The sequence below is a fragment of the Enterovibrio calviensis DSM 14347 genome (assembly GCF_000621165.1).
GTDB lineage: Bacteria > Pseudomonadota > Gammaproteobacteria > Enterobacterales > Vibrionaceae > Enterovibrio > Enterovibrio calviensis.
On the sequence record NZ_JHZA01000022.1, the window covers coordinates 1 to 25,842 of the forward strand.

General features: G+C 49.1%; 27 protein-coding genes. 16 read left to right on the forward strand and 11 right to left on the reverse strand.

The window, feature by feature from the left end; translation table 11 throughout:
* Positions 1-534: 534 nt before the first annotated feature.
* The gene (locus tag Q365_RS0116525; protein ID WP_028024394.1) at positions 535-1,074 is read left to right on the forward strand and encodes a gamma carbonic anhydrase family protein; all 540 of its coding nucleotides are present in this window, start codon (positions 535-537) and stop codon (positions 1,072-1,074) included.
* Here the strand turns inward: Q365_RS0116525 and Q365_RS0116530 are convergent.
* The 4 genes from Q365_RS0116530 to Q365_RS0116545 are packed head-to-tail and all read right to left on the reverse strand — an operon-like array spanning position 1,071 to position 3,678.
* Complete coding sequence (locus Q365_RS0116530; RefSeq protein ID WP_028024395.1) at positions 1,071-1,334, reverse strand: DUF1488 family protein; 264 nt, start codon at positions 1,332-1,334, stop codon at positions 1,071-1,073. The two genes, Q365_RS0116525 and Q365_RS0116530, sit on opposite strands and share 4 nt — an antisense overlap.
* Positions 1,335-1,336: 2 nt before the next feature.
* The gene (gene aroE / locus Q365_RS0116535; RefSeq protein WP_028024396.1) at positions 1,337-2,158 is read right to left on the reverse strand and encodes a shikimate dehydrogenase; all 822 of its coding nucleotides are present in this window, start codon (positions 2,156-2,158) and stop codon (positions 1,337-1,339) included.
* A 14-nt stretch (positions 2,159-2,172) separates the two neighbouring features.
* Positions 2,173-3,090, reverse strand: coding sequence for an oxygen-dependent coproporphyrinogen oxidase (hemF, locus tag Q365_RS0116540; RefSeq protein WP_028024397.1), 918 nt, complete (start codon positions 3,088-3,090; stop codon positions 2,173-2,175).
* A gap of 30 nt (positions 3,091-3,120) precedes the next feature.
* The gene (locus Q365_RS0116545) at positions 3,121-3,678 is read right to left on the reverse strand and encodes an L-threonylcarbamoyladenylate synthase (RefSeq protein WP_028024398.1); all 558 of its coding nucleotides are present in this window, start codon (positions 3,676-3,678) and stop codon (positions 3,121-3,123) included.
* A gap of 229 nt (positions 3,679-3,907) precedes the next feature.
* Here Q365_RS0116545 and purE point away from each other — a divergent pair, with 229 nt between their 5' ends.
* Positions 3,908-4,393, forward strand: coding sequence for a 5-(carboxyamino)imidazole ribonucleotide mutase (purE, locus tag Q365_RS0116550; RefSeq protein ID WP_028024399.1), 486 nt, complete (start codon positions 3,908-3,910; stop codon positions 4,391-4,393).
* A 2-nt stretch (positions 4,394-4,395) separates the two neighbouring features.
* A complete protein-coding gene (locus Q365_RS0116555; RefSeq protein WP_028024400.1) occupies positions 4,396-5,541 on the forward strand; it encodes a 5-(carboxyamino)imidazole ribonucleotide synthase in 1,146 nt (381 codons plus the stop codon).
* Positions 5,542-5,618: 77 nt separating this feature from the next.
* Here Q365_RS0116555 and Q365_RS0116560 read toward each other — a convergent pair whose 3' ends face one another.
* From Q365_RS0116560 to Q365_RS0116575, 4 genes are read right to left on the reverse strand one after another with little or no spacing between them, the layout of a single operon-like run.
* A complete protein-coding gene (locus tag Q365_RS0116560) occupies positions 5,619-6,182 on the reverse strand; it encodes a DNA topoisomerase family protein (RefSeq protein WP_028024401.1) in 564 nt (187 codons plus the stop codon).
* Between the two features lie 36 nt (positions 6,183-6,218).
* On the reverse strand, positions 6,219-6,695 hold the full coding sequence (locus tag Q365_RS0116565; RefSeq protein WP_028024402.1) for a DUF494 family protein: 477 nt from the start codon (positions 6,693-6,695) through the stop codon (positions 6,219-6,221).
* Between the two features lie 2 nt (positions 6,696-6,697).
* A complete protein-coding gene (dprA, locus tag Q365_RS0116570; RefSeq protein WP_028024403.1) occupies positions 6,698-7,795 on the reverse strand; it encodes a DNA-processing protein DprA in 1,098 nt (365 codons plus the stop codon).
* A 2-nt stretch (positions 7,796-7,797) separates the two neighbouring features.
* Positions 7,798-8,829, reverse strand: a complete 1,032-nt coding sequence (locus Q365_RS0116575) for a LysM peptidoglycan-binding domain-containing protein (RefSeq protein ID WP_028024404.1) — start codon at positions 8,827-8,829, stop codon at positions 7,798-7,800.
* A 119-nt stretch (positions 8,830-8,948) separates the two neighbouring features.
* On the opposite strand from Q365_RS0116575, the gene def reads away from it, so the two are divergent.
* The 5 genes from def (at position 8,949) to Q365_RS0116600 (ending at position 14,716) form a co-directional block, all read left to right on the forward strand.
* Positions 8,949-9,461 carry a peptide deformylase gene (gene def, locus Q365_RS0116580; protein ID WP_028024405.1) on the forward strand — a complete coding sequence of 171 codons (513 nt, stop codon included), beginning with the start codon at positions 8,949-8,951 and terminating at the stop codon, positions 9,459-9,461.
* Between the two features lie 7 nt (positions 9,462-9,468).
* Positions 9,469-10,425, forward strand: coding sequence for a methionyl-tRNA formyltransferase (fmt, locus tag Q365_RS0116585; RefSeq protein WP_028024406.1), 957 nt, complete (start codon positions 9,469-9,471; stop codon positions 10,423-10,425).
* Positions 10,426-10,524: 99 nt separating this feature from the next.
* On the forward strand, positions 10,525-11,802 hold the full coding sequence (rsmB, locus tag Q365_RS0116590) for a 16S rRNA (cytosine(967)-C(5))-methyltransferase RsmB (protein WP_028024407.1): 1,278 nt from the start codon (positions 10,525-10,527) through the stop codon (positions 11,800-11,802).
* A gap of 76 nt (positions 11,803-11,878) precedes the next feature.
* The gene (trkA, locus tag Q365_RS0116595; RefSeq protein ID WP_028024408.1) at positions 11,879-13,255 is read left to right on the forward strand and encodes a Trk system potassium transporter TrkA; all 1,377 of its coding nucleotides are present in this window, start codon (positions 11,879-11,881) and stop codon (positions 13,253-13,255) included.
* 15 nt (positions 13,256-13,270) lie between these two features.
* Positions 13,271-14,716: a TrkH family potassium uptake protein gene (locus Q365_RS0116600; RefSeq protein ID WP_028024409.1), complete on the forward strand. Its 1,446-nt coding sequence runs from the start codon at positions 13,271-13,273 to the stop codon at positions 14,714-14,716.
* 92 nt (positions 14,717-14,808) lie between these two features.
* Here Q365_RS0116600 and trhA read toward each other — a convergent pair whose 3' ends face one another.
* Together trhA and Q365_RS0116610 are read right to left on the reverse strand one after the other, a co-directional pair.
* Positions 14,809-15,459 (reverse strand): PAQR family membrane homeostasis protein TrhA, encoded by a 651-nt coding sequence (gene trhA, locus Q365_RS0116605; protein ID WP_028024410.1) that lies wholly within the window; start codon positions 15,457-15,459, stop codon positions 14,809-14,811.
* 96 nt (positions 15,460-15,555) lie between these two features.
* Positions 15,556-16,350 carry a sporulation protein gene (locus tag Q365_RS0116610; protein WP_028024411.1) on the reverse strand — a complete coding sequence of 265 codons (795 nt, stop codon included), beginning with the start codon at positions 16,348-16,350 and terminating at the stop codon, positions 15,556-15,558.
* A gap of 169 nt (positions 16,351-16,519) precedes the next feature.
* Between Q365_RS0116610 and Q365_RS0116615 the strand changes: the two genes are divergently transcribed.
* The 6 genes from Q365_RS0116615 (at position 16,520) to Q365_RS0116645 (ending at position 21,765) form a co-directional block, all read left to right on the forward strand.
* Entirely contained in the window at positions 16,520-17,545 is a 1,026-nt protein-coding gene (locus Q365_RS0116615; protein WP_028024412.1) for a GGDEF domain-containing protein, read from the forward strand.
* A 204-nt stretch (positions 17,546-17,749) separates the two neighbouring features.
* Positions 17,750-17,923 (forward strand): hypothetical protein, encoded by a 174-nt coding sequence (locus Q365_RS27070; protein WP_211254264.1) that lies wholly within the window; start codon positions 17,750-17,752, stop codon positions 17,921-17,923.
* A 105-nt stretch (positions 17,924-18,028) separates the two neighbouring features.
* The gene (locus Q365_RS0116625) at positions 18,029-18,295 is read left to right on the forward strand and encodes a YihD family protein (RefSeq protein WP_028024413.1); all 267 of its coding nucleotides are present in this window, start codon (positions 18,029-18,031) and stop codon (positions 18,293-18,295) included.
* Positions 18,296-18,585: 290 nt separating this feature from the next.
* Positions 18,586-20,013: a cytochrome c oxidase accessory protein CcoG gene (ccoG, locus tag Q365_RS0116630; RefSeq protein WP_028024414.1), complete on the forward strand. Its 1,428-nt coding sequence runs from the start codon at positions 18,586-18,588 to the stop codon at positions 20,011-20,013.
* 126 nt (positions 20,014-20,139) lie between these two features.
* The gene (locus Q365_RS0116640; RefSeq protein WP_028024415.1) at positions 20,140-21,126 is read left to right on the forward strand and encodes a serine/threonine protein kinase; all 987 of its coding nucleotides are present in this window, start codon (positions 20,140-20,142) and stop codon (positions 21,124-21,126) included.
* Positions 21,127-21,162: 36 nt separating this feature from the next.
* Positions 21,163-21,765 carry a thiol:disulfide interchange protein DsbA/DsbL gene (locus Q365_RS0116645; protein WP_028024416.1) on the forward strand — a complete coding sequence of 201 codons (603 nt, stop codon included), beginning with the start codon at positions 21,163-21,165 and terminating at the stop codon, positions 21,763-21,765.
* A 179-nt stretch (positions 21,766-21,944) separates the two neighbouring features.
* On the opposite strand, the gene Q365_RS0116655 is transcribed toward Q365_RS0116645, so the two are convergent.
* Entirely contained in the window at positions 21,945-23,471 is a 1,527-nt protein-coding gene (locus Q365_RS0116655; protein ID WP_028024417.1) for a YifB family Mg chelatase-like AAA ATPase, read from the reverse strand.
* 457 nt (positions 23,472-23,928) lie between these two features.
* Here Q365_RS0116655 and ilvG point away from each other — a divergent pair, with 457 nt between their 5' ends.
* Complete coding sequence (gene ilvG / locus Q365_RS0116660; protein ID WP_028024418.1) at positions 23,929-25,575, forward strand: acetolactate synthase 2 catalytic subunit; 1,647 nt, start codon at positions 23,929-23,931, stop codon at positions 25,573-25,575.
* Positions 25,572-25,814, forward strand: a complete 243-nt coding sequence (gene ilvM / locus Q365_RS0116665; RefSeq protein ID WP_028024419.1) for an acetolactate synthase 2 small subunit — start codon at positions 25,572-25,574, stop codon at positions 25,812-25,814. Before ilvG ends, ilvM begins: the two co-directional genes overlap by 4 nt.
* The last annotated feature ends 28 nt before the right edge of the window (positions 25,815-25,842 follow it).

Genomic DNA, 25,842 nt, shown 5'->3' on the forward strand with positions numbered 1-25,842 from the left:
TCTTATGTCTATCAAGTGCGAGTGCCCACACAGATTGTATAGGTCAAATTGTTAAAGAACGTTGACTGCAGAAGCGTTTGCTTCTCATCGTCAGGGCTGCGAATTCTACGCTGCCAGGCGATGAAGTCAAGAAGAAATTTTGAGATTTTTCAACGTTGCTTTCGCAACCTTCAAAACGTCTTGTTGACTCCCTTCAACCGCGATAAGCACTGGGCTTTTCCGTTGAAGTAGGCGGGCATTCTACTGATTGAGTCGTTAACGTCAAGCGTTTATTTTCAATCAAGTTTGAAGCCGTTTTCGCCGTACTGATTGGGTGGCCAGTTCCGTGTGGAGTAGGTCGCCGTGTCAGTGAGGTCGCATTATAGGGAGGCTTCAGATCTTGGCAAGGCTTTTTGCATGGTTTTATGTAAAAAACAGCGCGTTCGTTCAGCAATTAACCAAACAGGGCTACTTGCATGAAACATTGGTGATGAATTGCACTATTTTTCGCATCCATATAGGCTTGAATTCAAATAATCCTTTAGGACATTACAAATGCAAACAGTACTTCGAAGTTATAAGGGTATCTTTCCTAATGTGGGTAAGCGTGTTTATCTAGACCCAACTTCCGTGATGGTAGGAGACATTACTCTAGGCGATGATGTGAGTATTTGGCCTTTAGTGGCTGCGCGTGGTGATGTTAACCACATCATTATTGGTGAGCGCTCTAATATTCAAGATGGCTCGGTACTACACGTCACCCATAAGAACAAAGACAACCCCGATGGATTCCCTCTTATTATAGGTAAAGACGTCACCGTGGGTCACAAGGTTATGCTGCACGGTTGCGTGATTGGCGATCGAGTATTGGTTGGCATGGGTGCCATTGTTTTAGACGGTGCCGTCATTGAAGACGAAGTGATGATAGGTGCGGGAAGTCTCGTTCCACCAGGGAAACGATTAGAGTCGGGATATCTCTACGTTGGAAGCCCTGTAAAACAAGCTCGACCACTGAAAGAAGCCGAGCGTGCCTTTTTACAGAAATCATCTGATAACTACGTCGCCACTAAAAACGACTATATCGCTGAGGGTTAACTCACCCAAATCTCGCCTTGGTCATTGAAGCTTTCTTCCTCAATGGCCACTTCTGCGAGATCTTCGAAGTCAAAGCGATGCTGATCGAACGCCGACAGTATCGCCTCATCTTCTTCCAATGCACACTTGTGACGTTTGCTAATGTCATCTATTGAAACATAACAAACAATCAGCGCCCCTGATTGCTGAGCATGAAAACAAACGGCATGTTTGTCTTTATCTATGTCTTGATGATCTGGGAATATAATGCTTTGGTTCATTGTCACTCAGCCAAGTTACGACGAAGCTCCCGCAACACTTGCCCTGTGCCCGGTCGAATGCCACGCCAAATAGTAAAGCTTTCTGCGGCCTGCCCCACCAGCATACCCAAACCATCGATAACATGCGCCGCACCATGAGACTTAGCCCACTGGTTGCTGCTCGTTACGCCCGAGCCGTACACCATGTCATAGACAACGGTGTCTTCATTTATCACTGACGATGGGATATCTGGGTATTCACTAGAAAGGCTAGCAGATGTTGAATTGATGATGATATCAAAGGTTGTGTCACCCAGTTCATCAAACCCCTTCGCCGACACATTGCCGTATTGAGAGAATAAGGTCGCGAGTGTTTCCGCTTTACTCACCGTTCGATTCGCCACGACAAGTGAAGCCAATGAGTGCTTGAGCAGTGGCAGTATTACGCCTCTGGCAGCACCGCCAGCGCCCAGAAGTAAGACTTTTGCACCTTCTAGCATCACATGATGACCGATAAGATCTTGTACTAGCCCTTCACCATCGGTGTTGTCACCGAGAATACCGCCGTCATCGAGCTTTTTCAGCGTATTGACGGCACCGGCAAGTTTGGCTCGCTCAGTCAACATAGTAGCAAAGGCAAAAGCATCTTCTTTAAACGGGACAGTCACGTTGCACCCTTTGCCGCCCTCAGCAAAAAATGTCGAGATCGCTCTATCAAAGTCACCAATTGATACTTCAAATATTTCATAAGTCATCGGCTGGCCCGTTTGTCGAGCAAACAGCGTGTGTATAAAAGGAGACTTGCTGTGTGAAATCGGATTCCCGACAACGACGTATTTATCCATCTACTTTCTAAACCTTACCAATCCCTTGGCGTTAAATAGTCATTATAAAGTATTGCTTCAGGTGAGCCCGCTTGAGGCTCAAACCCATACTCCCATCTCACAAGCGGAGGCATGGACATCAAAATCGATTCTGTTCGCCCACCGCTTTGCAATCCGAATAGGGTGCCACGGTCATACACCAGATTAAATTCAACATAGCGGCCACGACGATAGAGCTGGAACTGACGCTCATGCTCTGAGTAAGCCTTGTCCTTTCGTTTTTGAACGATAGGCAAGTAAGCATCGAGGAACCCTTCTCCGACCGCCTTTATATAGTTAAAAGACGCATCAAACCCCCACGCATTGAGATCATCAAAGAAAAGACCACCAACGCCACGGGTTTCATTTCTGTGCGGAAGGAAGAAATAGCGGTCACACCACGCTTTGTGCTCGGCATAGACGGCATCACCAAACGGCTGACAAATCACTTTCGCGGTATTGTGCCAATGAAGGCAATCTTCTTCGACAGGATAGAAAGGAGTAAGGTCGAACCCACCACCAAACCACCAAACAGGCGCTTCGCCTTCTTTTTCGGCGATGAAGAAACGCACATTGGCATGAGACGTCGGAATGTGTGGGTTTTTCGGGTGAACCACCAAAGACACGCCCATGGCTTCAAAGCTGCGTCCTGCAAGCTCTGGTCGGTGTGCCGTTGCGGAGCCCGGCATCTTATCGCCAAACACGTGCGAGAAATTCACGCCTGCTTGTTCAAAGACAGCACCGTCACGGAGGACACGACTGCGACCACCGCCACCGGCTTCTCGCTCCCATGCATCTTCAACGAACGTACCAGCACCATCTTGAAGATATAATGCATCACATATGTTGTCTTGCAACGAAAGGAGGAAGCGTTTTACGGCGTCTTTATCAACTGGCTGGGTGTGGTCTTGCACAGGCGTTCCTTCTAATTCCAACGATTTTACTTAACCTTGTCGAAGCACCTTACCAGAACGTGCATCGCGGATCTCGGTTGGCCTCTCAAGACCCCCCGTTTTTCCTTCTAAAATACAAGCAACACGATCGCCAAGTTGTACTTCAACTTCTGCTACTGAGCGACACGGCTCTTCACCACTCAAGTTCGCACTGGTCGATGTAACTGGTTTACCGAAAGCCGCGCACAAGGCTTGCACATCGGGATGATCAGACACTCGCACGGCAACGGTTTCAAATTGTCCCGTGACCCAATCTGTGATTTTATCGCCAGCAGGCATCACCCACGTCACAGGGCCAGGCCAACTTGCCAATACATCCGCTTTTGTTTTTTCGCTTAATCGGCTCATGTCGATATACCCATCAAGCTGGGTAAGATCGGCAGCAATTAAAATCAGACCTTTTGCGCGATCGCGCTCTTTCACACCCAGTAAGGCTTGAATGGCCTGCGCATTATCAGGATCGCATCCCACACCAAACACGCCTTCAGTCGGGTACGCGATTACGCCACCTTGAGATAGGGCTTTTACACATTGCTCTACGTTGGCCAATGTTTTTCTCCGCATTTTCTTCTTACGCTTTTGCATACTATGACGAATTAAGCGTGGCTGACTCAACATTTTTGTCACACTTAGAAACACACTGGTTAGTTTTCGCGAGAAAGTAAAAACACCCTGTTTCGCGAGAAATGCATCGACGCAAACGTTTTCCTTGTGATTTTTTACCGATATAATGACGCGCAATCTCACTTCGCAGTACATGGTAGTTACAGGAGCAGTTATGAAAGTCGGCATCATCATGGGTTCAAAATCAGATTGGCCAACCATGAAAAACGCAGCAGACATGCTTGAGCATTTCGGCATTGCGTATGAAACAAAAGTGGTTTCCGCACACCGAACCCCTCAACTGCTTGCAGAATATGCCAGCAACGCTGCTGCTCAAGGTATCAAGGTAATCATCGCAGGTGCAGGCGGTGCAGCCCACCTTCCAGGCATGACGGCGGCATTCACCAGCCTTCCTGTTTTGGGTGTTCCCGTGCAATCAAAAGCACTGAAAGGCATGGATTCTTTGCTGTCTATCGTACAAATGCCAAAAGGCGTTGCTGTTGGCACACTGGCCATTGGCGATGCTGGCGCTGCAAATGCTGGTTTACTTGCTGCACAAATTCTTGCAACGAGTGATGACGAGCTAATGACTAAAATCGACATCTTCCGTCAGAACCAAACCGACACAGTATTGGCACACCCAGACCCCTCGGTAGAGTAATCATGAATGTATTGGTACTTGGTGCAGGCCAATTAGCGCGCATGATGGCGCTTGCGGGCGCACCATTGAATCTCACCATCAGTGCTTATGATGTTCGCTCAGGCAACATCGTTCATCCTGTGACGCTAGAAGTACTTGGTCATGGGCTAGAAAATGGCATCGCCAAAGCTGACGTCATTACCGCTGAATTTGAACACATTGCTCCCGATGTGCTTCGTCTTTGCCAAGAAAGCGGAAAATTCTATCCGGGCGAAGAAGCCATTTTAACCGGTGGCGATCGCCGCAAAGAGAAAGCCCTGCTAGATAACGCAGGCGTTAACAATGCTCGCTACCAAGTCATCGAAAATCGCGCTGATTTTGATAACGCTATTAAACGCATTGGCTTGCCGATGATTTTGAAAAGCGCCTTGGACGGGTATGACGGTAAAGGCCAATGGCGACTTAAGTCTGCCGATCAAGTCGATGACGTATGGCAAGACATCGAAGCGTTCCTTGCTGCGTCTCATCAAGCTGATCGCCAATGCGTTATCGCAGAAGAGTTTGTTTCCTTTGATCGCGAAGTGTCATTGATTGGTGCTCGCGGACAAGACGGCAGCCTTGCGATCTACCCATTAACTGAAAATATCCATACCGATGGTATTTTGAGTGTGTCCGTTTCTGCCAATGAGAACGCAGCCCTACAAGCCCAAGCTGAATCGATGTTTGACGCGGTTGCATCCGCGCTTGATTACATTGGTGTGCTTGCGATTGAGTTCTTCGACGTGAATGGCACGCTGATGATAAATGAAATCGCACCTCGCGTTCATAACTCTGGCCATTGGACACAACAAGGTGCGGATGTTTGCCAATTTGAAAACCACCTTCGTGCCGTGTGCGGATTGCCGTTAGGCAGCGCAAAACGCGTTCGTCCGACAGCAATGGTTAACATCATTGGTGAAGTGACTGTTCCCACCAGCATCATGCCTATGGCTCACGTCCACTGGTATGACAAAGCGCCAAGACCCGGTCGAAAGATTGGTCACATCAACGTGTGTGCCAGCACGAAGAGCGAGCTGGGTAAACACCTAAAAGGGCTGTCTGCTCACTTGTCAGATGATGAGTTCCCTGCATTGTTAGAAGCAGCTGAAAAGCTCAATGAATCGGCATAAATTTCGTTTTACACGCACAAAAAAAGCCGCGCGTGCGGCTTTTCTTTTATCTGATCACCGTAACTTAGCGCCAGCACTCAACCTTGTCTATGCTGACACTTTTTACTTGCACACACCTTGACCGTCCCTGCGGCGGTTTGCTTCTCTAATAACAACGCAAAACCACACACTTCGCAGCTTCCTTTTAGTGGTTTAAGGTTTACGGCGAACTTACACTTTGGGTACGCATCACAGGCATAAAACGCTTTACCAAAACGTGATTTTTTCTCGTGAAGTTGGCCTTTCCCACACTCAGGGCACGCAACATCAACACCTTCGCTAACCGGCTCTTGGTCGCGCTTTTCGATGTGCAGGCACTCTGGATACGCCGAGCAGCCAATGAACATACCAAAACGCCCTTGGCGAAGAACCAGTTCATTGCCACACTCAGGGCAAGGTAGCCCTAACTCTTTAACCACATGACCATCATTATGGTTCAGCGATTCAACAAAATCACAGGCTGGGTAGCCTGTGCACGCCTTAAATGGCCCGCGTTTGCTGTGTTTAATAACAAGAACGCTGCCACATTTGGGGCAGCGTTCTTCTTGCTCCAGCGCATGTTCATGTGCACTGAAAAGCGATTCGTCAATTTTTCCAGCCAAAACAGATTAGCCTCAACAACTTATGGGTGAGCCGCCTTAGTGAAGGTACTCGTCTTCTGCTGTGCTATAGAGCAAGTCTTCCATCTGATCATATGCGCGCTCATTCCCAGGCACATTAAACAGCACCATCAAGATCACCCACTTAAGATCTTCCAGCACAAATTCCTGCGTTTCCAACTCCATGACACGATCGATAACCATTTCACGCGTTTCTGGACTCAGCACACTGATTTGTTCGAGGAAAATAAGGAAGCCTCGGCTCTCTGTATCCAGACGATCCATTTCACTTGGCGTAAAGATACGCATGGACGTCAACGCACTCCCTGTTAAGTAAGGAGATTTGTCGGCATCTTGAAGTAGCGCCAGCTTCTCAAGCCAATTTAACGCTTTATATATATCTTCCTGATGAAACCCTGCTCTGGAGAGTTCATCAGCCAATTCGTCCTGATCTACCAGCAACTCGACATCACTATGGATGTAAGTTTCAAACAGGTACATTAAGATGTCCATCATGGCTATCCCCTCCTCGCTCTGACATAACCACCGGGTACTGCTGCAACAAGCCCCAGTAGCTCTAGTTCTAACAACTTCATCATGATTTCGTGAACGGGCTGATTGCAGATTTCTGCTAGCACATCGACACACCTTGCTTCATTTCCTACGTTAGCCAACACTTCAGGAAATGGCAATTCTTCTTGTGAAACTTGCGCCGGAGCGATGTCTAATTGATGGTTTATTGCACAACCCGCCAGCGCACCCACTTGCTCCAATATTTCCTCAACAGACTCGACCAAAAACGCGCCTTGCTTAATGAGGCCATTGCTGCCTTTAGCATATGGGTTATGAATGGAGCCAGGCAGAGCAAATACATCACGCCCTTGCTCTAACGCAAGGCGAGCAGTGATCAATGAACCGCTTTTCATCGCGGCTTCGACAACCAGCACCCCAGTAGATAGACCGCTGATAATTCGATTTCTTCTCGGAAAAAATGCAGGTTTGGGTGGTGACCATGGCCAAAGCTCTGATACCAGTGCACCATTCGATATGACATCTTCAGCCAAATCACGATGGCGAGCAGGGTACACTCTTTCAAGCCCAGAGCCTAATACCGCAATCGTGCTGCCACCGCCGTCGAGCGCACCGCGGTGGGCTCGACCGTCTATCCCTAATGCCAGACCACTGGTAACAACCACATCATGCTTGACCAATGACAACGCAAATTCATGCGCCATTGCTAGTCCTTCAGCACTGGCATCTCGGCTACCAACAATCGCGATTTGCGGTAACGACAAAACTTCAGGTTTGCCTTGAACGAAAAGGAGGGGCGGCGCACCAGAGATCTGCTTGAGAAGATAAGGGTAGCGGGTATCGGTGAGGCTAATGATGTGATTATTTTCGGCTTCACACCACGTCATACACTTATCAATAACCGACATATCAGGAGACCTAAGCGCCTGTATTTGCGCAGGCTTGAGCCCCAACGTCGATAACGTCATGTCATCAAGTGCAATGAGTTTTTCCGGCGGGTATTTACTGATTATTTTACTGACGGCATTGCCGCCAAGTCTTGGCACAGCAGCAAGCCGCAACCAAGACTCAAGCGAAGCATCCACCATTAACCTTCTACAGAGATCACTGGCATAGGCGCAGAAAGAGGCTGCGCAGCATCAACCACCATCGCTAAACTAAAGTATGGATAACTTTTTATCACCAACAACACGCCAACACGCTGATCAGGCAATGACGTCACCTTAATCGCGGTATTATCAATGCCGCTGTCGTAACGCATCTTTCCTTTGGTGCCTTTCAACAATGCGCCTTCCTGCTGTACCGAAAGTGCATGACCCGCTTCGACCCCATCTTTAGCACCTCTGTCGACCACCACGATTTGTTTTAGGCCAACATACTTACTACCGTAAAGGTGCCCAACCAAGTTGCCGTCTAAGGCTGCTGGTGCGGCTTGTGGATGAAACACATTCCCTGTCTTTTTACCCAAAGCAGGCAACAAAATGTCATTCGGCTTCACTTCCTGAGACTGCCTGACCAACTTAAATTCAGACATGTCGTCCAGCGCCCGAACTAACTTAGCTTCGGCAACCTTCTTAAGGCTGAACATCTTTATGGTTTGCTCGTCATCGATACGCTCAAACTTTGTCACGGTGCGATATACAAACCAATTTTCGGTCTCAACCGACGCATCAATAAAGAACGGCGTGCGCTTAGAAATATAGCTCCAGCCCTCCTGACTGCCTAAAACACGAGGAGCCAAGCCCAGTTCGGCCTCGCTAATTAATGTATCAAACGTCAAATACTGCTTAAAGACAGACTGTGATGTTGCACTAACAGGAAGCTGGTCGACAAGACGAGAGCCCGATGTCAGCGACAAGGTAGGCTTGCCTGATGTCCAATTCAAACTCAGAACATCACCAGGGTAAATTAGGTGAGGGTTTTCAATATCAGGGTTTTGTTTCCACAACTTAGGCCATTGCCACGGGTTCGACAGGTAAATCCCCGCAATGTCCCAAAGCGTATCCCCTTTACGCACGGTATAAGAAGAAGGTGCATCGGAAGCAACCTCAATGCTTGCCGCTACAGATGTTGCTGACAGTAAACCTGCTATACAAAATGTGATTAGCTTTTTAAACATCCCTTGTCTCCAAAAGCATACTTTCGTTTGGATGCTGTCATTTGAAGGGCAAAATGTCTAGAATTAGCCCAATTACCAAAGCCGGATACGGCGCAGTTCAATAATTTTAAGAGACGTTTATGAGTGTATTACAGGTTTTGACCTTCCCGGACGATCGCCTACGCACGGTGGCGAAACCGGTTGAAAGCGTCACACCAGAAATTCTGAAAATTGTCGATGACATGCTAGAAACCATGTACGACGAAGAAGGCATTGGCCTTGCAGCAACGCAAGTTGATGTTCACCAACGCATTGTCGTGATTGATATCTCGGATTCTCGTGACGAACCCATGGTACTGATCAACCCAGAAATCATCGAGAAACGCGGTGAAGATGGTATCGAAGAAGGCTGTTTGTCTGTTCCAGGTGCACGTGCTCTTGTTGCTCGCGCATCAGAAGTCACAGTGAAAGCCCTAGATCGCGATGGCAACGAATTCCAGTTCGAGGCTGACGATCTGCTGGCGATTTGTGTTCAACACGAATTAGACCACCTTGAAGGCAAACTGTTTGTTGATTACCTGTCGCCACTTAAGCAACAGCGCATCAAACAAAAGCTCGAAAAAATCAAACGCGCTAACGAAAAAGTCAGCTGAGGTTTCCTTGAGCCAATCACTACGTATTGTATTTGCCGGTACGCCGGACTTCGCCGCCCGTCACATGGCGGCGTTGTTGTCTTCGCACCATGACGTGGTTGCTGTTTATTCGCAGCCAGACCGTCCTGCTGGGCGCGGGAAAAAATTGACCGCAAGCCCAGTAAAAATGTTGGCGCTTGAGCATGATATTCCCGTCTATCAGCCAGCTAGCTTGAAGTCAGAAGAGGCTCAACAAGAGTTGGCCGCTATCGATGCAGACATCATGGTCGTTGTTGCCTACGGGCTACTGCTGCCTAAAGCGGTGTTAGACACACCACGTTTGGGCTGTATCAACGTTCACGGTTCTATTCTTCCTCGCTGGCGTGGTGCAGCGCCTATTCAGCGCGCTATTTGGGCAGGCGACGAAGAAACTGGCGTCACCATCATGCAGATGGATGAAGGTCTAGATACTGGCGATATGCTGAAAATCGCAACCCTGAGCATTGATGCGAAAGAAACCAGTGCCACGCTTTATGAGCGACTGGCTGAACTGGGCCCAGACGCACTGGTTGATTGCCTAGATGACATCGCAGCAGGTCGCAACGTCGCTGAAAAGCAAAACGACGAGCAAGCCAACTATGCGAAAAAGCTAAGCAAAGAAGAAGCATTAGTCGATTGGACGCTAAGTGCCATTGAACTTGAGCGCTGCATTCGAGCGTTTAACCCTTGGCCAATGAGCTACTTCTCGCTGACGGCAAACGACACCGAGCACAATATCAAAGTGTGGAGTGCCGACGTTGACGCTGAGCAAAGTGACAAAGCACCAGGCACCATTCTATCTGCGGATAAAACGGGCATTCGTGTGGCAACGGGCGATGGCGTATTGCGCTTAACGTCGCTGCAGCCACCTGGCAAAAAAGCCATGAGCGCAGCAGATATGCTGAACTCTCGCCGAGACTGGTTTGAACCTGGCAATACCCTTTAATGTCAGAGGCCAGCTTGCTGGCCTTTTTTAGTCGTTAGTAACACGTTTCGTGGTACATGATATTTACAACATGTACCACATCGTGACCAAGGTACCTTCATGAATGTAAGAGCTGTGGCTGCACAGGTTATCTATCAGGTGGTAGACCAAGGACAGTCTCTGTCTGCGGCACTTCCTCCTGCTCAGCAAAAAGTGGCACCACGAGACGGCGCACTGCTGCAAGAGATCTGCTATGGCGTATTACGCTGGCTTCCTCGCCTTGAATCTATCACCCAAAGCCTGATGGACAAGCCGTTAAAAGGAAAGCAACGCGTATTCCACCACCTTATTTTGGTGGGACTGTACCAAATCAGCTTCATGCGCATTCCCGCTCACGCGGCGGTGGCTGAAACCGTTGATGCGACCAAAGTTCTGAAAAAGCCGCAACTTCGCGGACTTGTTAACGCTGTATTGCGCAGCTACCAACGTCAACAAGAAACACTTGATGCTGCTGCGGTAGCCCATGATGCAGGAAAGTACGGCCATCCAAGCTGGTTGCTCAAGCTTTTACAAAAAGCCTACCCTGAACAGTGGGAACAAGTGGTTGAAGCCAACCACGAGAAAGCGCCAATGTGGCTGCGCGTTAACCGCACACACCACACTCGCGACAGCTACCGTGCATTGTTGACTGAAAATGGCATTGATACCGACGTTCATTCTGACGCGGAAGACGCACTCAAACTTGCGTCACCATGTGATGTGACTGCGTTACCAGGCTTTGCTGACGGTTGGGTGTCTGTTCAAGACGCTGCCGCGCAGCTTTCTATCAATTATCTTCAGCCACAATCTGGCGAACTCATTCTTGATTGCTGCGCCGCACCGGGCGGAAAGACCTGCCACATCCTTGAACACAAAGCCGACGCCAACGTGGTCGCCATGGATGTGGATGCAACGCGCTTACTTCGCGTGAAAGAAAACCTTCAGCGTTTACAACTGAATGCACAAGTGATTTGCGGTGATGCACGTTATCCTGCAGATTGGTGGCAGGGTGAACAGTTTGATCGTATTCTGCTGGACGCACCGTGCTCGGCAACCGGCGTTATTCGCCGTCACCCTGACATCAAATGGTTACGACGCGCTGACGATATTGACCAGCTTGTGGCACTACAATCAGAGATCCTTGATGCCATGTGGGCGCAGCTAAAATCCGGGGGCACCATGGTTTACGCCACCTGTTCAATCACGCCACAGGAGAACAGCGAGCAAGTGAAGGCATTCCTTGCACGAACCTCTGACGCAACACTTGTAACAGGTACCGCCGATCGCCCTGGTCGCCAAATTTTACCGGGTGAAGAAAACATGGATGGATTCTATTACGCCGAACTTAAAAAAGCGTAATGGCACCAAAACGGGTAGCCAGTGTGCTGCCCGTTAACAAAACCAATAACAATGAACTGAGGTTCAGGCAGACGTTATGAAAATTATCATCTTGGGGGCTGGTCAAGTCGGCGGTACGTTGGCCGAGAATCTGGTTGGCGAAAACAATGACATCACTATCGTCGATAAAAACCCTGAGCGCCTCAGAGAGTTACAAGACAAATACGATTTAAGGGTGGTACAAGGTTACGCCAGTCACCCTCCGACACTCCTTGAAGCGGGCGCACAAGATGCGGACATGCTGGTTGCCGTCACCAACTCAGACGAAACCAACATGATTGCTTGCCAAGTTGCCTTCACACTCTACAACACCCCCAACCGTGTTGCTCGGATCCGTAGCCCTGAATATCTCGCCGCCAAAGACCAACTGTTCCAAACAGATGCCTGTCCGGTCGATCACCTGATCGCCCCTGAAGAATTGGTCACGCGTTATATCCATCGCTTGATTGAATACCCAGGCGCTTTGCAGGTGGTCAACTTTGCCGACAACAAAGTCGGTCTGGTCGCGGTTAAAGCCTACTACGGCGGGCCTTTGGTGGGTAATGCACTGTCTGCACTGCGCGAGCACATGCCCCATGTGGATACACGTGTTGCGGCCATATTCCGTCGCGATCGTCCTATTCGCCCACAAGGTACCACTATCATCGAAGCTGATGATGAAGTGTTCTTCGTGGCCGCCAGCAACCACATTCGCTCCGTGATGAGTGAACTCCAACGCCTTGAGAAGCCTTACAAGCGCATTATGATTGTGGGCGGCGGTAACATTGGTGCAGGTCTCGCACGCAGTCTTGAGCGCGCCTACAGCGTGAAGTTGATAGAACGAAATCCTCGCCGTGCAGAGCAGCTGTCAGAGATTCTCGAAAACACCATCGTATTCTGTGGTGACGCGTCAGATCAGGAATTGCTCAGTGAAGAGCATATCGACCAGATTGACGTTTTCATCGCAGTCACCAACGAAGACGAAGCCAACATCATGTCAGCCATGCTGGCAAAACGCCTTGGCGCGAAGAAAGTCATGGTGCTTATCCAACGCGGCGCTTATGTCGACTTGGTTCAAGGTGGCGCGATTGATATCGCTATTTCACCGCAGCAAGCCACGATTTCAGCACTGCTGACACATGTACGTAAAGCAGACATCGTTAACGTATCGTCACTTCGCCGTGGCGCTGCAGAAGCCATTGAGGCGATTGCACATGGCGACTCCAACACATCAAAAGTGGTTGGTCGCGCCATTGGGGAAATCAAACTCCCCCCAGGTACCACCATTGGTGCCATCGTTAGGGAAGACGAAGTACTTATCGCTCACGACAAAACCGTTATCCAACAAGATGACCATGTCGTGATGTTCTTGGTGGATAAAAAGTATATTCCGGATGTGGAAAGGCTGTTCCAGCCGAGTCCATTCTTCCTCTAATTAGCATCACGGAAAATGGTAAATTTTAGACCCGTACTTTTCGTTATCGGGCTGGTCTTATCAAAGATCGCCCTTTTCATGTACGTCCCCACCCTGACCGCATTTTTCACCGGTACGGCAGGGTTTCTCGATTTTGGCCTGTCGGTCATCATTACTCACGTCGCTGCATTTCTGTGTCTGTCCCTAGGTAAAACAGACAATTTTCGACTCAACGCCCGCGATATGTTCCTCATTACCACCTTGGTTTGGCTCATCGCCAGCGCCTTTGCCGCACTGCCTTTTGTGTTTATCAACCATATCAGCTTCACCGATGCCTACTTTGAAACCATGTCCGGCATCACCACCACGGGTTCAACCGTCCTCAGTGGCTTAGATCAGATGGCACCGGCCATTTTGCTTTGGCGATCTATCTTGCAGTGGCTCGGTGGCGTGGGCTTTATCGTCATGGGTGTGGCCATCTTGCCATTTCTCAACGTCGGCGGGATGAAGCTGTTCCAAACTGAATCTTCTGATTGGTCTGCCAAATCGAGCCCACGCACCAAGAACGTCGCCATCAGCATCATGCTGGTTTACGTCTTCTTGTCTGGTTTGTGCTTTATCAGCTACTGGCTCACGGGGATGACACCTTTTGAAGCGGTAAACCATGCTATGACTACCCTATCAACAGGAGGGTACTCGACATCCGACTCGTCCATGAATCGCTTTTCTCATTCGGCGCAATGGGTGGGCACGGTGTTTATGTTTGCGGGCGGCTTGCCGTTCTTGCTTATGATCCAGTCTCTCAGACGACGCAGCCCTTCGTTGCTCTTCAAAGATGCACAAATACGAGGGTTTACCTATCTGGTGATCGTGACCTCCGCCATGGTCAGTGTTTGGCTTGTGCTCACCAAAGATTACGCCATCGCCGATGCGATTCGGGTCTCCGCATTTAACATCGTCTCGGTTGTCACCACCACTGGCTTTGGCCTTGATGATTTCACTGCATGGGGTCCTTTTGCGTCGGTGATTTTTGCATTTATGTTGTTAGTGGGTGGCTGCTCAGGCTCAACCTCTGGCGGGGCAAAAATCTTTCGATTCCAAGTCGCACTGGCACTATTGAAGAAACACATTCAGCAACTGGTTCATCCATCGGGCGTGTTTATTCAGCGCTACAACGGCCGCCCTGTGAATGAAGACATCGTGCGTTCTGTGGTTGCCTTCGCCATCACCTATCTGCTCACCATTATTGTGTTAGCGATGATATTGGCAGCAACGGGGTTGGATGGGATCACCAGCCTTAGCGGCGCCATGACTGCGGTGGCCAATGTGGGCCCAGGAATGGGAACCGTGATTGGCCCAACAGGTAACTTCGCCAGCCTTTCAGATACCGCTAAGTGGGCGCTGTCTATCGGCATGTTGATGGGAAGGTTGGAAATACTCACCGTATTGGTGTTGTTATTTCCTGTGTTCTGGCGTGACTAATCTTAACCCTCGATAGCATTAAAAAAGCCAGCAGTGGATAGCCTCCCTGCTGGCTTTTTTAGTATGCCAAGAGCCGTTTGATATATACCACGCTAGACGTAGAAATAGATCGCAAGAAAATGAAGCACAGTGCCACCTAATACAAACAGGTGCCAAATCGCATGGTTGTAGGGAATTGCGTGCTTAACATAGAAAATCACACCCAGCGAATACACCAAGCCACCCAGCGCGAGTAACACCAAACCTGCCGTTGGGATGGCATAAGCCAGTTGATAAATCACCACGATAGACAACCATCCCATGGCTAAATAGGTCGCGAGAGAGAGTGATTTACAACGATAAACAAAGGCTATCTTCAGAATGATACCAACAAAGGCGATTCCCCAAATTAGCGCCATGACACCAATCGCTAACGGCGTGTTTAAGCCGATCAGCATGAAAGGGGTATATGTCCCTGCTATCAACAAATATATCGCACAGTGATCGAAGGTCTTCAAGGCGCGTTTCGCCTTTTCAGAAGGAATAGCGTGGTACAAGGTGGAGGCGAGATACAAGATAATAATACTGGCGCCGTACACACCGTAGCTAACAAACGTCAGCGTATCGGCCTGCTCTCCCATCGCTTTTAACATCAACAGGATCAGCGCTACCACACCAAACACGACACCCAGCCCATGGCTGATGCTGCTGGCTATTTCTTCTTTGACAGAATAAGAGGGCGAAACGGGGGCACACGTTGTCATCAGTTCATCGTCCTTCTCGCAAACACGTTGAAACTACAGCATCAACAATACTGAAAACGAGTATGACATATTTAAGCGTACACGTGTAAGCTTAAATTATTTCTCAACCTTGTCCAAGAGCTCGCCAATATCTCTGCGAATACGCTCAGACGAAGTGTTGTGCGCAATGGCTAGCGAGCGTTTCACCTTATTTGCCCCAACCAAACGCCCCAGCGCATCACCCATGCCTTCCCCTTGTCGAAGCATGGTCAGCCCGAGTTGTAACCCTTCTTCATCGCTACACACGACTAACTCGATACGCTGTAAAACACCCAAGAAACGACCTGAGATTGGAGCCAGCTCAATACGCTGCTCAAAAGGCAATGACGATCGCTCAACGTCTTGATTGCCGACTTTATCAATTCGCAGCCCTGCTTCTTCGAACCCTTCCAGTACAGCATTCAAATCCGTACTTGGGCTGATAGATATCAGCGTTTTACAAGAAGCATCTTTGGCCATTGGGATATCAAGGTTCGCCGACAGCCAGACTTTGCCATCCCCCATTGTGAGCGGCGTACCAAGGGGAATTTCGCACTGCGTTTCAAATTGACGCACTTCTCCTGGTTGCAGCGTAAAGGTGTCAGGCAATTGCCACTTTACAAGAGTGTGGCTCAACCGACGCCTCTGGCGTTTACGTCCCTGCTCATCATTTGCGCGAAGCTGCTCCCACCCCATGTAATCACAACGCAGCTCAAACGAAATCGTATCAATCGACTGCGGTGTCTTGCCGCCCGAAACCGTCACTTTCATTGCGGCCGTTTCGCCTTGCATGAACGATTCTTTGGACATGGAGAGTGCAACTTCTGCGCTGCCTACTCCGACTTTCGCGAGCACTTTATTAAACCATCCCATTGTTATTGCTCCTGCTTTTTACTTCCTTGTTAATCGTGCGTATCAATCCTTTAAGACATTCATCATCGACGAAGCGGTCACATCATCTTCTTAAATTCAACTAATATTATAAAACTGGTAATCAGTGACGATACTTATCTCGCTTGATACAACGGAGAGAAAGCCAGCTATGTCAAAAGATAATTTTGCGCTATCTACAGGATATTTGAAAAAAGTTGTTCCTTTACTGATGAAATATCAGGTGCCTGCGACCCCGACAAATTATGCCTTGTGGTATACCTATGTCGCAGATTCAGACACCGATCTTTCACTGCTCATCAACGAATCGATTCAAGCGACCGGCACACTTAGCGAAACACAATGTGAGCAGTTATACCAATCTCATTTTGCCGACAAGAAAGTGAAAGAAGCCGATGATTTCCAGCAAAGCTTGCAAGCTTTGGCGTTGGAAATGGGCAACACCATGGAAGACACACTCAAAGACACTGACAACTTCCAAAGCACCTTAGACAAAACTTTTTCTCAGCTATCTCGTGTCGGAGAGGAGACCTTGTCGATGGATGAAACGATCGCCGTTGTTCGAAGTGCCGTCAAAGGGTCAAACGAGATACGCCAATCAACAAGCTTCTTTAAAAACCAGCTGGCTGATGCGCAAAAAGAAATCGAACGCCTCAAGGAGACGTTGGATCAAGCTAACGAAGATGCGTTGCATGATGCGCTAACAGGTATATTCAATCGACGAGCATTTGACTCAGAGTTAAGTACGCTGGCCAACAGCCCGCCGCCAAAAGGGTTTTCATTGCTGCTTTGCGACCTTGACCATTTTAAGAATTTTAACGATACCTACGGACACCTAATGGGCGACCAGGTGTTGAAGCTCACCGCAAAGCGATTGTCCGAATACTGCCGAGAAGGTATCCAAGCCTTTCGCTACGGTGGCGAAGAATTTGCGCTGCTTGTACCGAATCGACCATTGAAAAGCGCGTGTCGCGTCGCGGAAACCATTCGAGCAAGCATCGACAGGCTAGTCATCAAGGACAAGAAAACCAGTACAAAGCTAGACAATATCGCCGTATCTATCGGTGTGGCGCAGTTTGAAAAAGGCGACACAATACGCAGCATGATAGCTCGGGCAGATGCGCAGCTGTATGAGGCAAAAAACCTAGGTAGAAACCGCGTCATGCCAATCCCTTAGGGCCATTCAAACTATTCGAAAAAAGCCGCATACGCGGCTTTTTTTATTTTTTATATTCGGTGCTTTTTTAAACGATTTTTTTTTGCTATGCTCCGCGGGAAATTTCATTCCAGAGTGAAAAACAGTTAGGCTATCAGCCATTGGAACCCCTGAATCACTCTGCTATTAACCTCGTCATGGATGCGCGAAAACTGAGAAACTTAAATGCGCCCTGTTACTGTTCGCACCGTCCGCGTTACTCGTACACCAGCACGTATGCGTTCTACTTCGTTTGCTCCAACGTTCAAAGCGTCATCAAAAACATCGAAACCTGATTTGACACTGATCCGTCCAAATCCGGTAATGAACACTGAAGAACCGGCTGGCGAAGCGGCTTAAGGCAACATAGCGAGAACATAGTGATTCTGGTACTGTAAGGCCTATAAGCCATATAAAAACCAAGGCTATTTTCTCATACTGTCTTAGCCCAAATTGGAGTCTTCAATGAAATGTCATCGCGTTAACGAACTGATCGAACTGCTTCACCCTGAGTGGCAGAAAGAACCCGAGCTGAATCTGATGCAAATGATCAGCAAACTCGCCGAAGAAGCAGGCTATGAAGGTCAACTCGACGCACTCACCGATGATGTGCTGATCTATCACCTTAAAATGCGTAATAGCAGCAAAGATGAAATGATCCCAGGTCTTGCTAAAGACTGCGAAAACGACTTCAAAACCGCCATCTTGCGAGCGCGTGGCATCATCAGCTAATCACGCTCAAGAATTCCAGACAGAAAAGCGAAGCCATATGGCTTCGCTTTTTTATTTCTACATCTCCAAGCAACCTGATGTTGGAGGATTGTCTGGGTATACAATCATTTGTTACACGTCATCTGCACATACATCGGCCAATTTTCCACCATCCGCACAGAAATCCTTGCATCCACTACGGTATAATCTACGGTCTAATATTGAAGTACATTTCAATCAAAAGATGCGTGGGCAACGTACCTACGCAGATTGATCGGGGAAACCCGTTTGACCCAAGGAATGCAGGTGTCATGAGCAAGGACAAAATAGACGTCAAAGACGTCACGGCCAAAGAGTTTAATCCCAAAACCCACAAAGGCGGGGGCGATCGCTTTAATCCCAGTAATCGTATTTATGTGCGAGAAGCCAAAGGGGTATACCAGAAACTCCGCCAGAAAATGGGCTGGTTTTTCATGCTGCTGTTCGTGTTAACACCTTGGATTTCATATGGCGATAGACAAGCCATCTTGATTGATATTGGCAAACAACAATTTAATTTCTTCGGCACAACCTTGTGGCCACAAGATCTGACATTGCTGGCATCGGTATTAATGATTGCCGCCTTTGGCCTCTTCTTCATCACCACATTCTTAGGCCGTGTCTGGTGTGGCTACCTTTGCCCGCAAACGGTGTGGACCTTCATCTATATTTGGTTTGAAGAAAAACTAGAAGGCCCCGCCAACAAACGGCGCGCTCAAGATCAAAAATCCATAACACCAAACCTATTGGTCAGAAAAACCATCAAGCACCTTTGCTGGTTTGCCGTGGCGCTGCTGACGGGCCTTACTTTTGTCGGCTATTTTGTACCCGTCAAAACGCTTTTCATTGAGTTTTTCACATTAAATAGCGCCTTTTGGGTGACCTTCTGGGTGCTGTTTTTCAGCGTGTGCACCTATGGCAATGCAGGTTGGATGCGTTCCATCATGTGTATTCACATGTGTCCGTACGCCCGCTTCCAATCAGCGATGTTTGATAAAGACACCTTTATTGTTGGCTATGATACTGAACGTGGTGAAAGTCGTGGCCCTCGCCCTCGCAAGAAAGACCCGAAAGAGCTTGGGTTGGGTGATTGCATTGACTGTAATCTCTGTGTGCAAGTGTGTCCTACCGGCATCGATATTCGTGATGGCTTGCAATATGAGTGCATTAACTGCGGAGCCTGTGTCGATGCATGTGATGCCACCATGGAGCGCATGAACTACGCCAAAGGCCTGATCAGCTATACCACTGAACACAAACTCGAAGGGCACAAAGTCGATATCATGCGACCTAAGCTCTTGGGCTATGGCGCGGTCATGGTGGCAATGTGCGTATTGTTCTTCTATCTGTTGTCTGCCGTGCAGCCGATGCGCCTTGATGTCATCAGAGACAGAGCCCAGCTGTTTAAGACCAACAGCGATGGACTCATCGAAAATACATATACCCTGAAAATACTCAATAAAACCCAGCAACCTGAAACCTACAACCTTTCAGTGACTGGGATTGATGGCATTGAATGGTATGGCAAACAAGAGGTCTCACTCAAAGCAGGCGAAATCTTCACCCTGCCTGTCAGCCTCGCGATCGACCCGTATGAACTCACCACTCCAGTCACCAACATCATGTTCGTGCTGGAACGACAATCTGGTGACGATCAAAAATCCGTTGAAACGGAAAGCCGCTTCTTCAGCAAACTGTAAGCGCGACGACCACAAAAAGGGCGCTTGATGCGCCCTTTTTTGTTGCCGCACATTTTTCACTGCAATCGTCACCCGCTCCATTTTCTCTGATACCATCACGTATCATCACCAACACGAAGTGATCCTATGAGCGACGCGCAATTTAACTACCAACAACTGACCCCCGACACGCTGCTCAATGCACTGGAGTCGGTCGGTATTCGTCCAGAGTCTGGCTTACTGGCACTCAACAGCTATGAAAACCGCGTCTATCAGTTCCAAGATGAAGAGCGTCGCCGTTTAGTGACCAAGTTCTATCGCCCGCAGCGCTGGAGCGATGCTCAAATTCTCGAAGAACACCAATATGCGCTCGACTTGCAAGAGGCTGACATTCCTGTCGCCGCACCCATGAAGCTCAATGGCACCACCTTGTTCAACTATGATGGCTATCGCTTTGCGGTTTTCCCTAGTGTGGGCGGACGTTCGTTTGAAGTGGATAACTGGGATCAGCTCGAAATGGTGGGCCGCTTTCTTGGTCGTATTCACCAAGTCGGCACAAGCAATCCGTTTATTCATCGCCCAACATTGGGCCTAGAAGAGTATGTATTGCAGCCGCGTCGCGAGCTCGAAAACAGCAGCTTTATCCCAATGCACCTCGAAAACAGTTTTTTTTCTGATCTCGATCGGTTGATTGGCGTACTGACATCGCAATGGAGCAATCAATGGCCGAGCATTCGTCTTCATGGTGACTGTCACCCAAGCAACATCTTGTGGCGAGATGGCCCAATGTTTGTCGATCTCGACGATGCGCGAAACGGCCCAGCAGTTCAAGATATTTGGATGCTACTCAATGGCGATCGCGGGGATAGGCTTGCTCAACTCGACACGATTGCGGAAGCCTACTCGGAATTCCACGATTTTCCGCACCAACAGTTGCAACTTATTGAACCTTTACGTGGTCTCAGAATGGTGCATTACATGGCGTGGCTGGCAAAACGTTGGCAAGATCCTGCATTTCCTCGTGCATTTCCTTGGTTTGCTGAGGCAAAATACTGGGAAAATCAGGTCCTCGCCTTTAAAGAACAATTGGCGGCACTTGAGGAGCCCGTGCTGTCACTGACGCCTCAATGGTAGACCAACTAATAACAATACTCAGGGAGAAAGAACGTTATGTTGAAGAAACTGTTTGCCTTAGCGGCAGCAACGATGCTGGCCTTTTCGGCACACGCAGCGCGTTTTAATGCAGGTGAAGATTACCAAGTTTTGGATCTCGCCAAAACTGACACACCAACCGTGACTGAGTTCTTCTCTTTCTACTGCCCGCATTGCAACAAAAGCCAAGGTTTGATGGAGGAGCTGAAAAAGCAAATCCCTGAAAACGCGACCTTCTTAAAGAACCACGTGTCATTCATGGGTGGTAACATGGGCAAAGCCTTGAGCAAAGCCTATGCGGCATCTGTCATGCTTGATGTGGAAGACAAAATGGTACCGGTGATTTTCAACCGTATTCATTTGCTTCAAAAGCCACCTCGTAGCGAAGAAGAAGTGCGCCAAATGTTCATCGACGAAGGTGTCGACGGTGATAAATTTGACGGTACTTACAACAGCTTTGCCGCCAATGCGATGGCAAACCGCTTTGATAAAGCGTTCCAAGCATCAGGCCTTCGTGGCGTTCCTGCTGTTATCGTGAACGGCAAATACCATGTAACGCCGAAGACCATCAAATCTACTGATGATTACTTCGCGCTGGTAAACTTCCTGCTCACGCAATAAGAAGCATCAACGCAAACGCAAAAAGGGCCGATTGGCCCTTTTTTTGTATCTTGTTCAGCAAGTACCCGCCATCTTTACTAATAGATTCTGAGCCTTGCACGTCCCATTCTACGGAAAAGGCCAGGTTTGGCATTTTATGATTGAGCATTGCCCAGACCCACAATACCCAGCTCGTTTTTTTAGCTTGCCAATGAGGTCAGTTGCTTGAGTAATCTATCCATGGCTCGATAACCTAGCGCCTCGGCTAAGTGCCCACGTTGAATATCAGTCTCACCAGAAAGATCGGCAATGGTGCGCGCCACTTTGATGATACGGTGATAGGCACGAATTGACAGCCCAAGGCGATGTAAAGCGGTTTCAAGAAAATCCGCATCTGCTTTTGATAACGGACAATAGGTTTCAATTTCACGACTCGATAGCAAGCAATTGACCTTACCTGCACGAGCTAGCATGACTGCGCGCGCCCGTTCGATTCGCGCTTTAACCACGCAGGTCGGTTCACCGCGATCGCCCCCTTCCGCCAAGGTGCCGCGAGGCAAAGCAGGGATCTCTATCGATAAATCGAAACGATCCAAAAACGGGCCAGACAAACGATTCAAATAGCGCAACGTCGCTTGCGGATTGGAGCGCGCCATTTGCCCTTCATAATGACCTGTAGGGCTTGGGTTAAGCGCCCCCACTAACTGAAACCGCGAAGGGAAAAGGGTTTTACTGTTGGCGCGAGAGATCATGACTTCGCCAGACTCTAACGGCTCTCTCAACGAATCTAAGACTTTTCGTTCGAACTCAGGCATTTCATCAAGAAATAAAATACCGTTATGCGCCAGAGAGATTTCGCCCGGTTTCGGTATCGTACCTCCCCCCACCAGCGCAGCCATCGAACTAGAGTGGTGAGGCGAACGAAACGGACGCTGACGCCAATTGCCTTCATGCAGTGGACGCTCGGTCAGGGAGGTAATGGCAGCCGTTTCCAGCGCCTCAGTATCACTCATGGGCGGAAGCAAATCGGCCATTCTCGAGGCCAACATGGTTTTTCCTGTTCCTGGCGGGCCCAAAAACAGCAAATTATGTGAACCTGCCGCAGAGATCTCTAACGCTCGCTTACCTTGTTGCTGGCCAATAATGTCTTGCAGACAACGATGGTTCTCGTGCGTGACGGCTTCCATGTTGTCTGGCTCTTTTAACGATAAGTGACCTTGACCACTGAGGTGTCGGCATACGGCATTAAGATCAGGCGCGGATAAATGCGTATCTCGCCCCACCAGCGCAACTTGACCGCCGTTATCATCAGGCACCACCAAACGCCTCCCCGCTTCACGACAAACAACGGCGGCTGGCAATGTGCCTTTGACTGCACGAAGCTGCCCAGATAACGCCAGCTCTCCAACAAATTCATGTTGGTTGAGTGTGGTCATCGGTATTTGACCAGAAGCCGCCAGAACACCAAGCGCAATGGGCAAATCAAATCGCCCACCATCTTTGGGTAAATCAGCTGGCGCGAGATTGACGGTGATGCGCCGAGCAGGAAACTCAAAGCCTGAATTGACGATGGCACTGCGAACACGATCTCGCGATTCTTTGACCGTAGTCTCGGCTAATCCAACCAAATTAAACGCGGGAAGACCGTTACTAATATGCACTTCTACGGTCACTTGTGGTGCGCCGACGCCCACACAGGCTCGGCTTTGGATAATGGCAAGATTCATAACACTCTGTAGCTATCTATTTAACTATCAACTAGTTATATGCATAAAGAGATAGTATTACTGCATTACGATGCTAAAAATGTAAAAACTGGTCAGTTTTTACTTGTCATGCGACGAACGTCTGTGATACCACTAAGGGCAGACAACAAGTATGCAAACAAACGTTGACATAAACGACCGCCACTTAACATTTGGCGGCGAACGTAAGAGAAAAAATGAATTTATCAACTCGCGCCCTCGTCATTATTATTTCAATTATCGTGGTGGTACTACCGCGAGGGGCAGCGACGTTTAGAAAGTAACAACAACATCGCAACCAGCCCCCGCATCGAAAGGTTCGGGGGCTTTTTAACATTGGAAGTCCGGTTGTAAACGCATAAGGAAAACGCGGTATGGAAACACCACAGGAAGCAGAGCAGCAGCTTTTCTCTCCAATGCCGACAGGGAGGAAGCAAGGATGACAGGTGCACAATTAGTGGTAAGCGCATTGCGCGAGCAAGGCGTAGAAACCATCTTCGGATACCCAGGCGGGGCGATCATGCCCGTCTACGACGCCCTTTATGATGGCGGTGTTGACCATGTTCTGTGTCGACACGAACAAGGCGCAGCCATGGCGGCCATCGGTTATGCACGTTCAACGGGGGGTGTGGGTGTGTGCCTTGCCACTTCTGGCCCAGGCGCAACCAACCTGATCACTGGCCTTGCGGATGCCATGATGGACTCTGTGCCTATCGTCGCCATCACAGGTCAAGTCGCCAGCCCCCTTATCGGTACCGATGCGTTTCAAGAAGTCGATGTTCTCGGACTTTCCCTTGCGTGTACCAAACACAGCTTTCTGGTGACTGACCAACGTGAGTTAGCCAAAACCCTAGCAGAAGCTTTCGTGGTAGCGAAAGAAGGCCGCCCCGGCCCTGTGCTGGTGGATATCGCGAAAGATGTCCAACTTGGTCAAATAGACAACCCCGTTGCACCAGCTATTTCTCAGCCATCGGCACCTGAAGTGTCCATCACGTCACTGCAAGAAGCCAATGCACTGATTGCTGCCAGCAAGCAGCCTATCGTGTATGTTGGTGGTGGCGTTCAATTGGCGCGCGCAACAGACACGCTCCGCCAATTTCTTAATCACAGCCAAATCCCAGCGACCTGCACCCTGAAAGGACTAGGATCGGTCCATCGCGATTACCCGTACTACTTGGGTATGTTAGGCATGCACGGCACCAAAGCCGCTAACCTCGCGGTTCAACAATCCGACCTATTGATTGCGATTGGCGCGCGATTTGATGACCGCGTGACAGGTAAACTCGATACTTTCGCCCCGAATGCGACCGTGGTTCATATCGATATAGACGCAGCAGAGTTTAATAAACTGCGCCGCGCCAATGTGCCTCTTCGCGGCGAGCTCAATACGGTGCTTCCACAGCTTGGCGAACCAGCAGATATTTCTGAATGGCAGCACAATATCGACACCATGATGAAAGATTTCGGTTGGCGTTACGATCACCCGGGCGATGCCATCTATGCGCCGCTGCTGTTAAAGCAACTTTCTGACATAATGCCGGATTCTACCGTGGTCGCTACCGACGTGGGCCAACACCAAATGTGGGTGGCGCAACATGTTGAACCTCGCCGCCCTGAAAATCTTCTGACATCAGCGGGTCTGGGCACCATGGGGTTTGGCTTGCCAGCTGCCATGGGCGCAAAAATGGCACGCCCGGAAGATCAGGTTGTATTAGTTTCGGGAGATGGTTCATTTATGATGAACGTTCAAGAGCTAGGAACCTTAAAACGACGTAATATACCGGTCAAAATGGTGCTGTTGGATAATCAACGCTTAGGAATGGTTCGCCAATGGCAGGAGCTGTTTTTCGACAAACGCTTCAGTGAGACCAACTTGTCTGACAACCCGGATTTTGTCAGACTCGCGAGCGCATTTAACATCCCAGGCAAGACCATTACCTGTAAAAAAGAGGTCATCCCTGCCCTGCAAGAGATGATGGCCAGTGACACAGCCTATTTGCTGCATGTTGCTATCTCAGAGGAAGAGAACGTATGGCCGCTGGTTCCACCCGGCGCCGCCAACCAGGATATGTTGGAGAGAACATGAGCCAATCACATACCCTACTTATTGAAGCGGAAGATAAACCAGAATTGTTGGAGCGATTGCTTCGCATTGTGCGTCACCGTGGCTTTCGCCTCACCCACTTAGACATGCATCATACAGACAGCAATGATGTGGTTGAAATTACCTTGAAGGTGGAGAGCACTCGCCCTGTTGCCAACCTTCACAGCCAATTAGACAAATTATGGGATGTCTCACACGTACGTCTGCTCCCGCAAGAATAACTGTAGTGCGTTACTAAAAAGGATTAAT

What these genes read in the sequence shown, in the direction of transcription:
- def (WP_028024405.1), top strand. Translation starts at nt 8,949, where the DNA reads ATGAGTGTATTACAGGTTTTGACCTTCCCGGACGATCGCCTACGCACG.
- Q365_RS0116565 (WP_028024402.1), bottom strand. Translation starts at nt 6,695, where the DNA reads ATGATGGACATCTTAATGTACCTGTTTGAAACTTACATCCATAGTGAT.
- purE (WP_028024399.1), top strand. Translation starts at nt 3,908, where the DNA reads ATGAAAGTCGGCATCATCATGGGTTCAAAATCAGATTGGCCAACCATG.
- rsmB (WP_028024407.1), top strand. Translation starts at nt 10,525, where the DNA reads ATGAATGTAAGAGCTGTGGCTGCACAGGTTATCTATCAGGTGGTAGAC.
- Q365_RS0116610 (WP_028024411.1), bottom strand. Translation starts at nt 16,350, where the DNA reads ATGGGATGGTTTAATAAAGTGCTCGCGAAAGTCGGAGTAGGCAGCGCA.
- ilvM (WP_028024419.1), top strand. Translation starts at nt 25,572, where the DNA reads ATGAGCCAATCACATACCCTACTTATTGAAGCGGAAGATAAACCAGAA.
- Q365_RS27070 (WP_211254264.1), top strand. Translation starts at nt 17,750, where the DNA reads ATGCGCCCTGTTACTGTTCGCACCGTCCGCGTTACTCGTACACCAGCA.
- ilvG (WP_028024418.1), top strand. Translation starts at nt 23,929, where the DNA reads ATGACAGGTGCACAATTAGTGGTAAGCGCATTGCGCGAGCAAGGCGTA.
- Q365_RS0116575 (WP_028024404.1), bottom strand. Translation starts at nt 8,829, where the DNA reads ATGTTTAAAAAGCTAATCACATTTTGTATAGCAGGTTTACTGTCAGCA.
- Q365_RS0116640 (WP_028024415.1), top strand. Translation starts at nt 20,140, where the DNA reads ATGAGCGACGCGCAATTTAACTACCAACAACTGACCCCCGACACGCTG.
- Q365_RS0116600 (WP_028024409.1), top strand. Translation starts at nt 13,271, where the DNA reads ATGGTAAATTTTAGACCCGTACTTTTCGTTATCGGGCTGGTCTTATCA.
- ccoG (WP_028024414.1), top strand. Translation starts at nt 18,586, where the DNA reads ATGAGCAAGGACAAAATAGACGTCAAAGACGTCACGGCCAAAGAGTTT.
- Q365_RS0116615 (WP_028024412.1), top strand. Translation starts at nt 16,520, where the DNA reads ATGTCAAAAGATAATTTTGCGCTATCTACAGGATATTTGAAAAAAGTT.
- Q365_RS0116530 (WP_028024395.1), bottom strand. Translation starts at nt 1,334, where the DNA reads ATGAACCAAAGCATTATATTCCCAGATCATCAAGACATAGATAAAGAC.
- Q365_RS0116555 (WP_028024400.1), top strand. Translation starts at nt 4,396, where the DNA reads ATGAATGTATTGGTACTTGGTGCAGGCCAATTAGCGCGCATGATGGCG.
- trkA (WP_028024408.1), top strand. Translation starts at nt 11,879, where the DNA reads ATGAAAATTATCATCTTGGGGGCTGGTCAAGTCGGCGGTACGTTGGCC.
- aroE (WP_028024396.1), bottom strand. Translation starts at nt 2,158, where the DNA reads ATGGATAAATACGTCGTTGTCGGGAATCCGATTTCACACAGCAAGTCT.
- Q365_RS0116525 (WP_028024394.1), top strand. Translation starts at nt 535, where the DNA reads ATGCAAACAGTACTTCGAAGTTATAAGGGTATCTTTCCTAATGTGGGT.
- Q365_RS0116655 (WP_028024417.1), bottom strand. Translation starts at nt 23,471, where the DNA reads ATGAATCTTGCCATTATCCAAAGCCGAGCCTGTGTGGGCGTCGGCGCA.
- Q365_RS0116645 (WP_028024416.1), top strand. Translation starts at nt 21,163, where the DNA reads ATGTTGAAGAAACTGTTTGCCTTAGCGGCAGCAACGATGCTGGCCTTT.
- Q365_RS0116625 (WP_028024413.1), top strand. Translation starts at nt 18,029, where the DNA reads ATGAAATGTCATCGCGTTAACGAACTGATCGAACTGCTTCACCCTGAG.
- trhA (WP_028024410.1), bottom strand. Translation starts at nt 15,459, where the DNA reads ATGACAACGTGTGCCCCCGTTTCGCCCTCTTATTCTGTCAAAGAAGAA.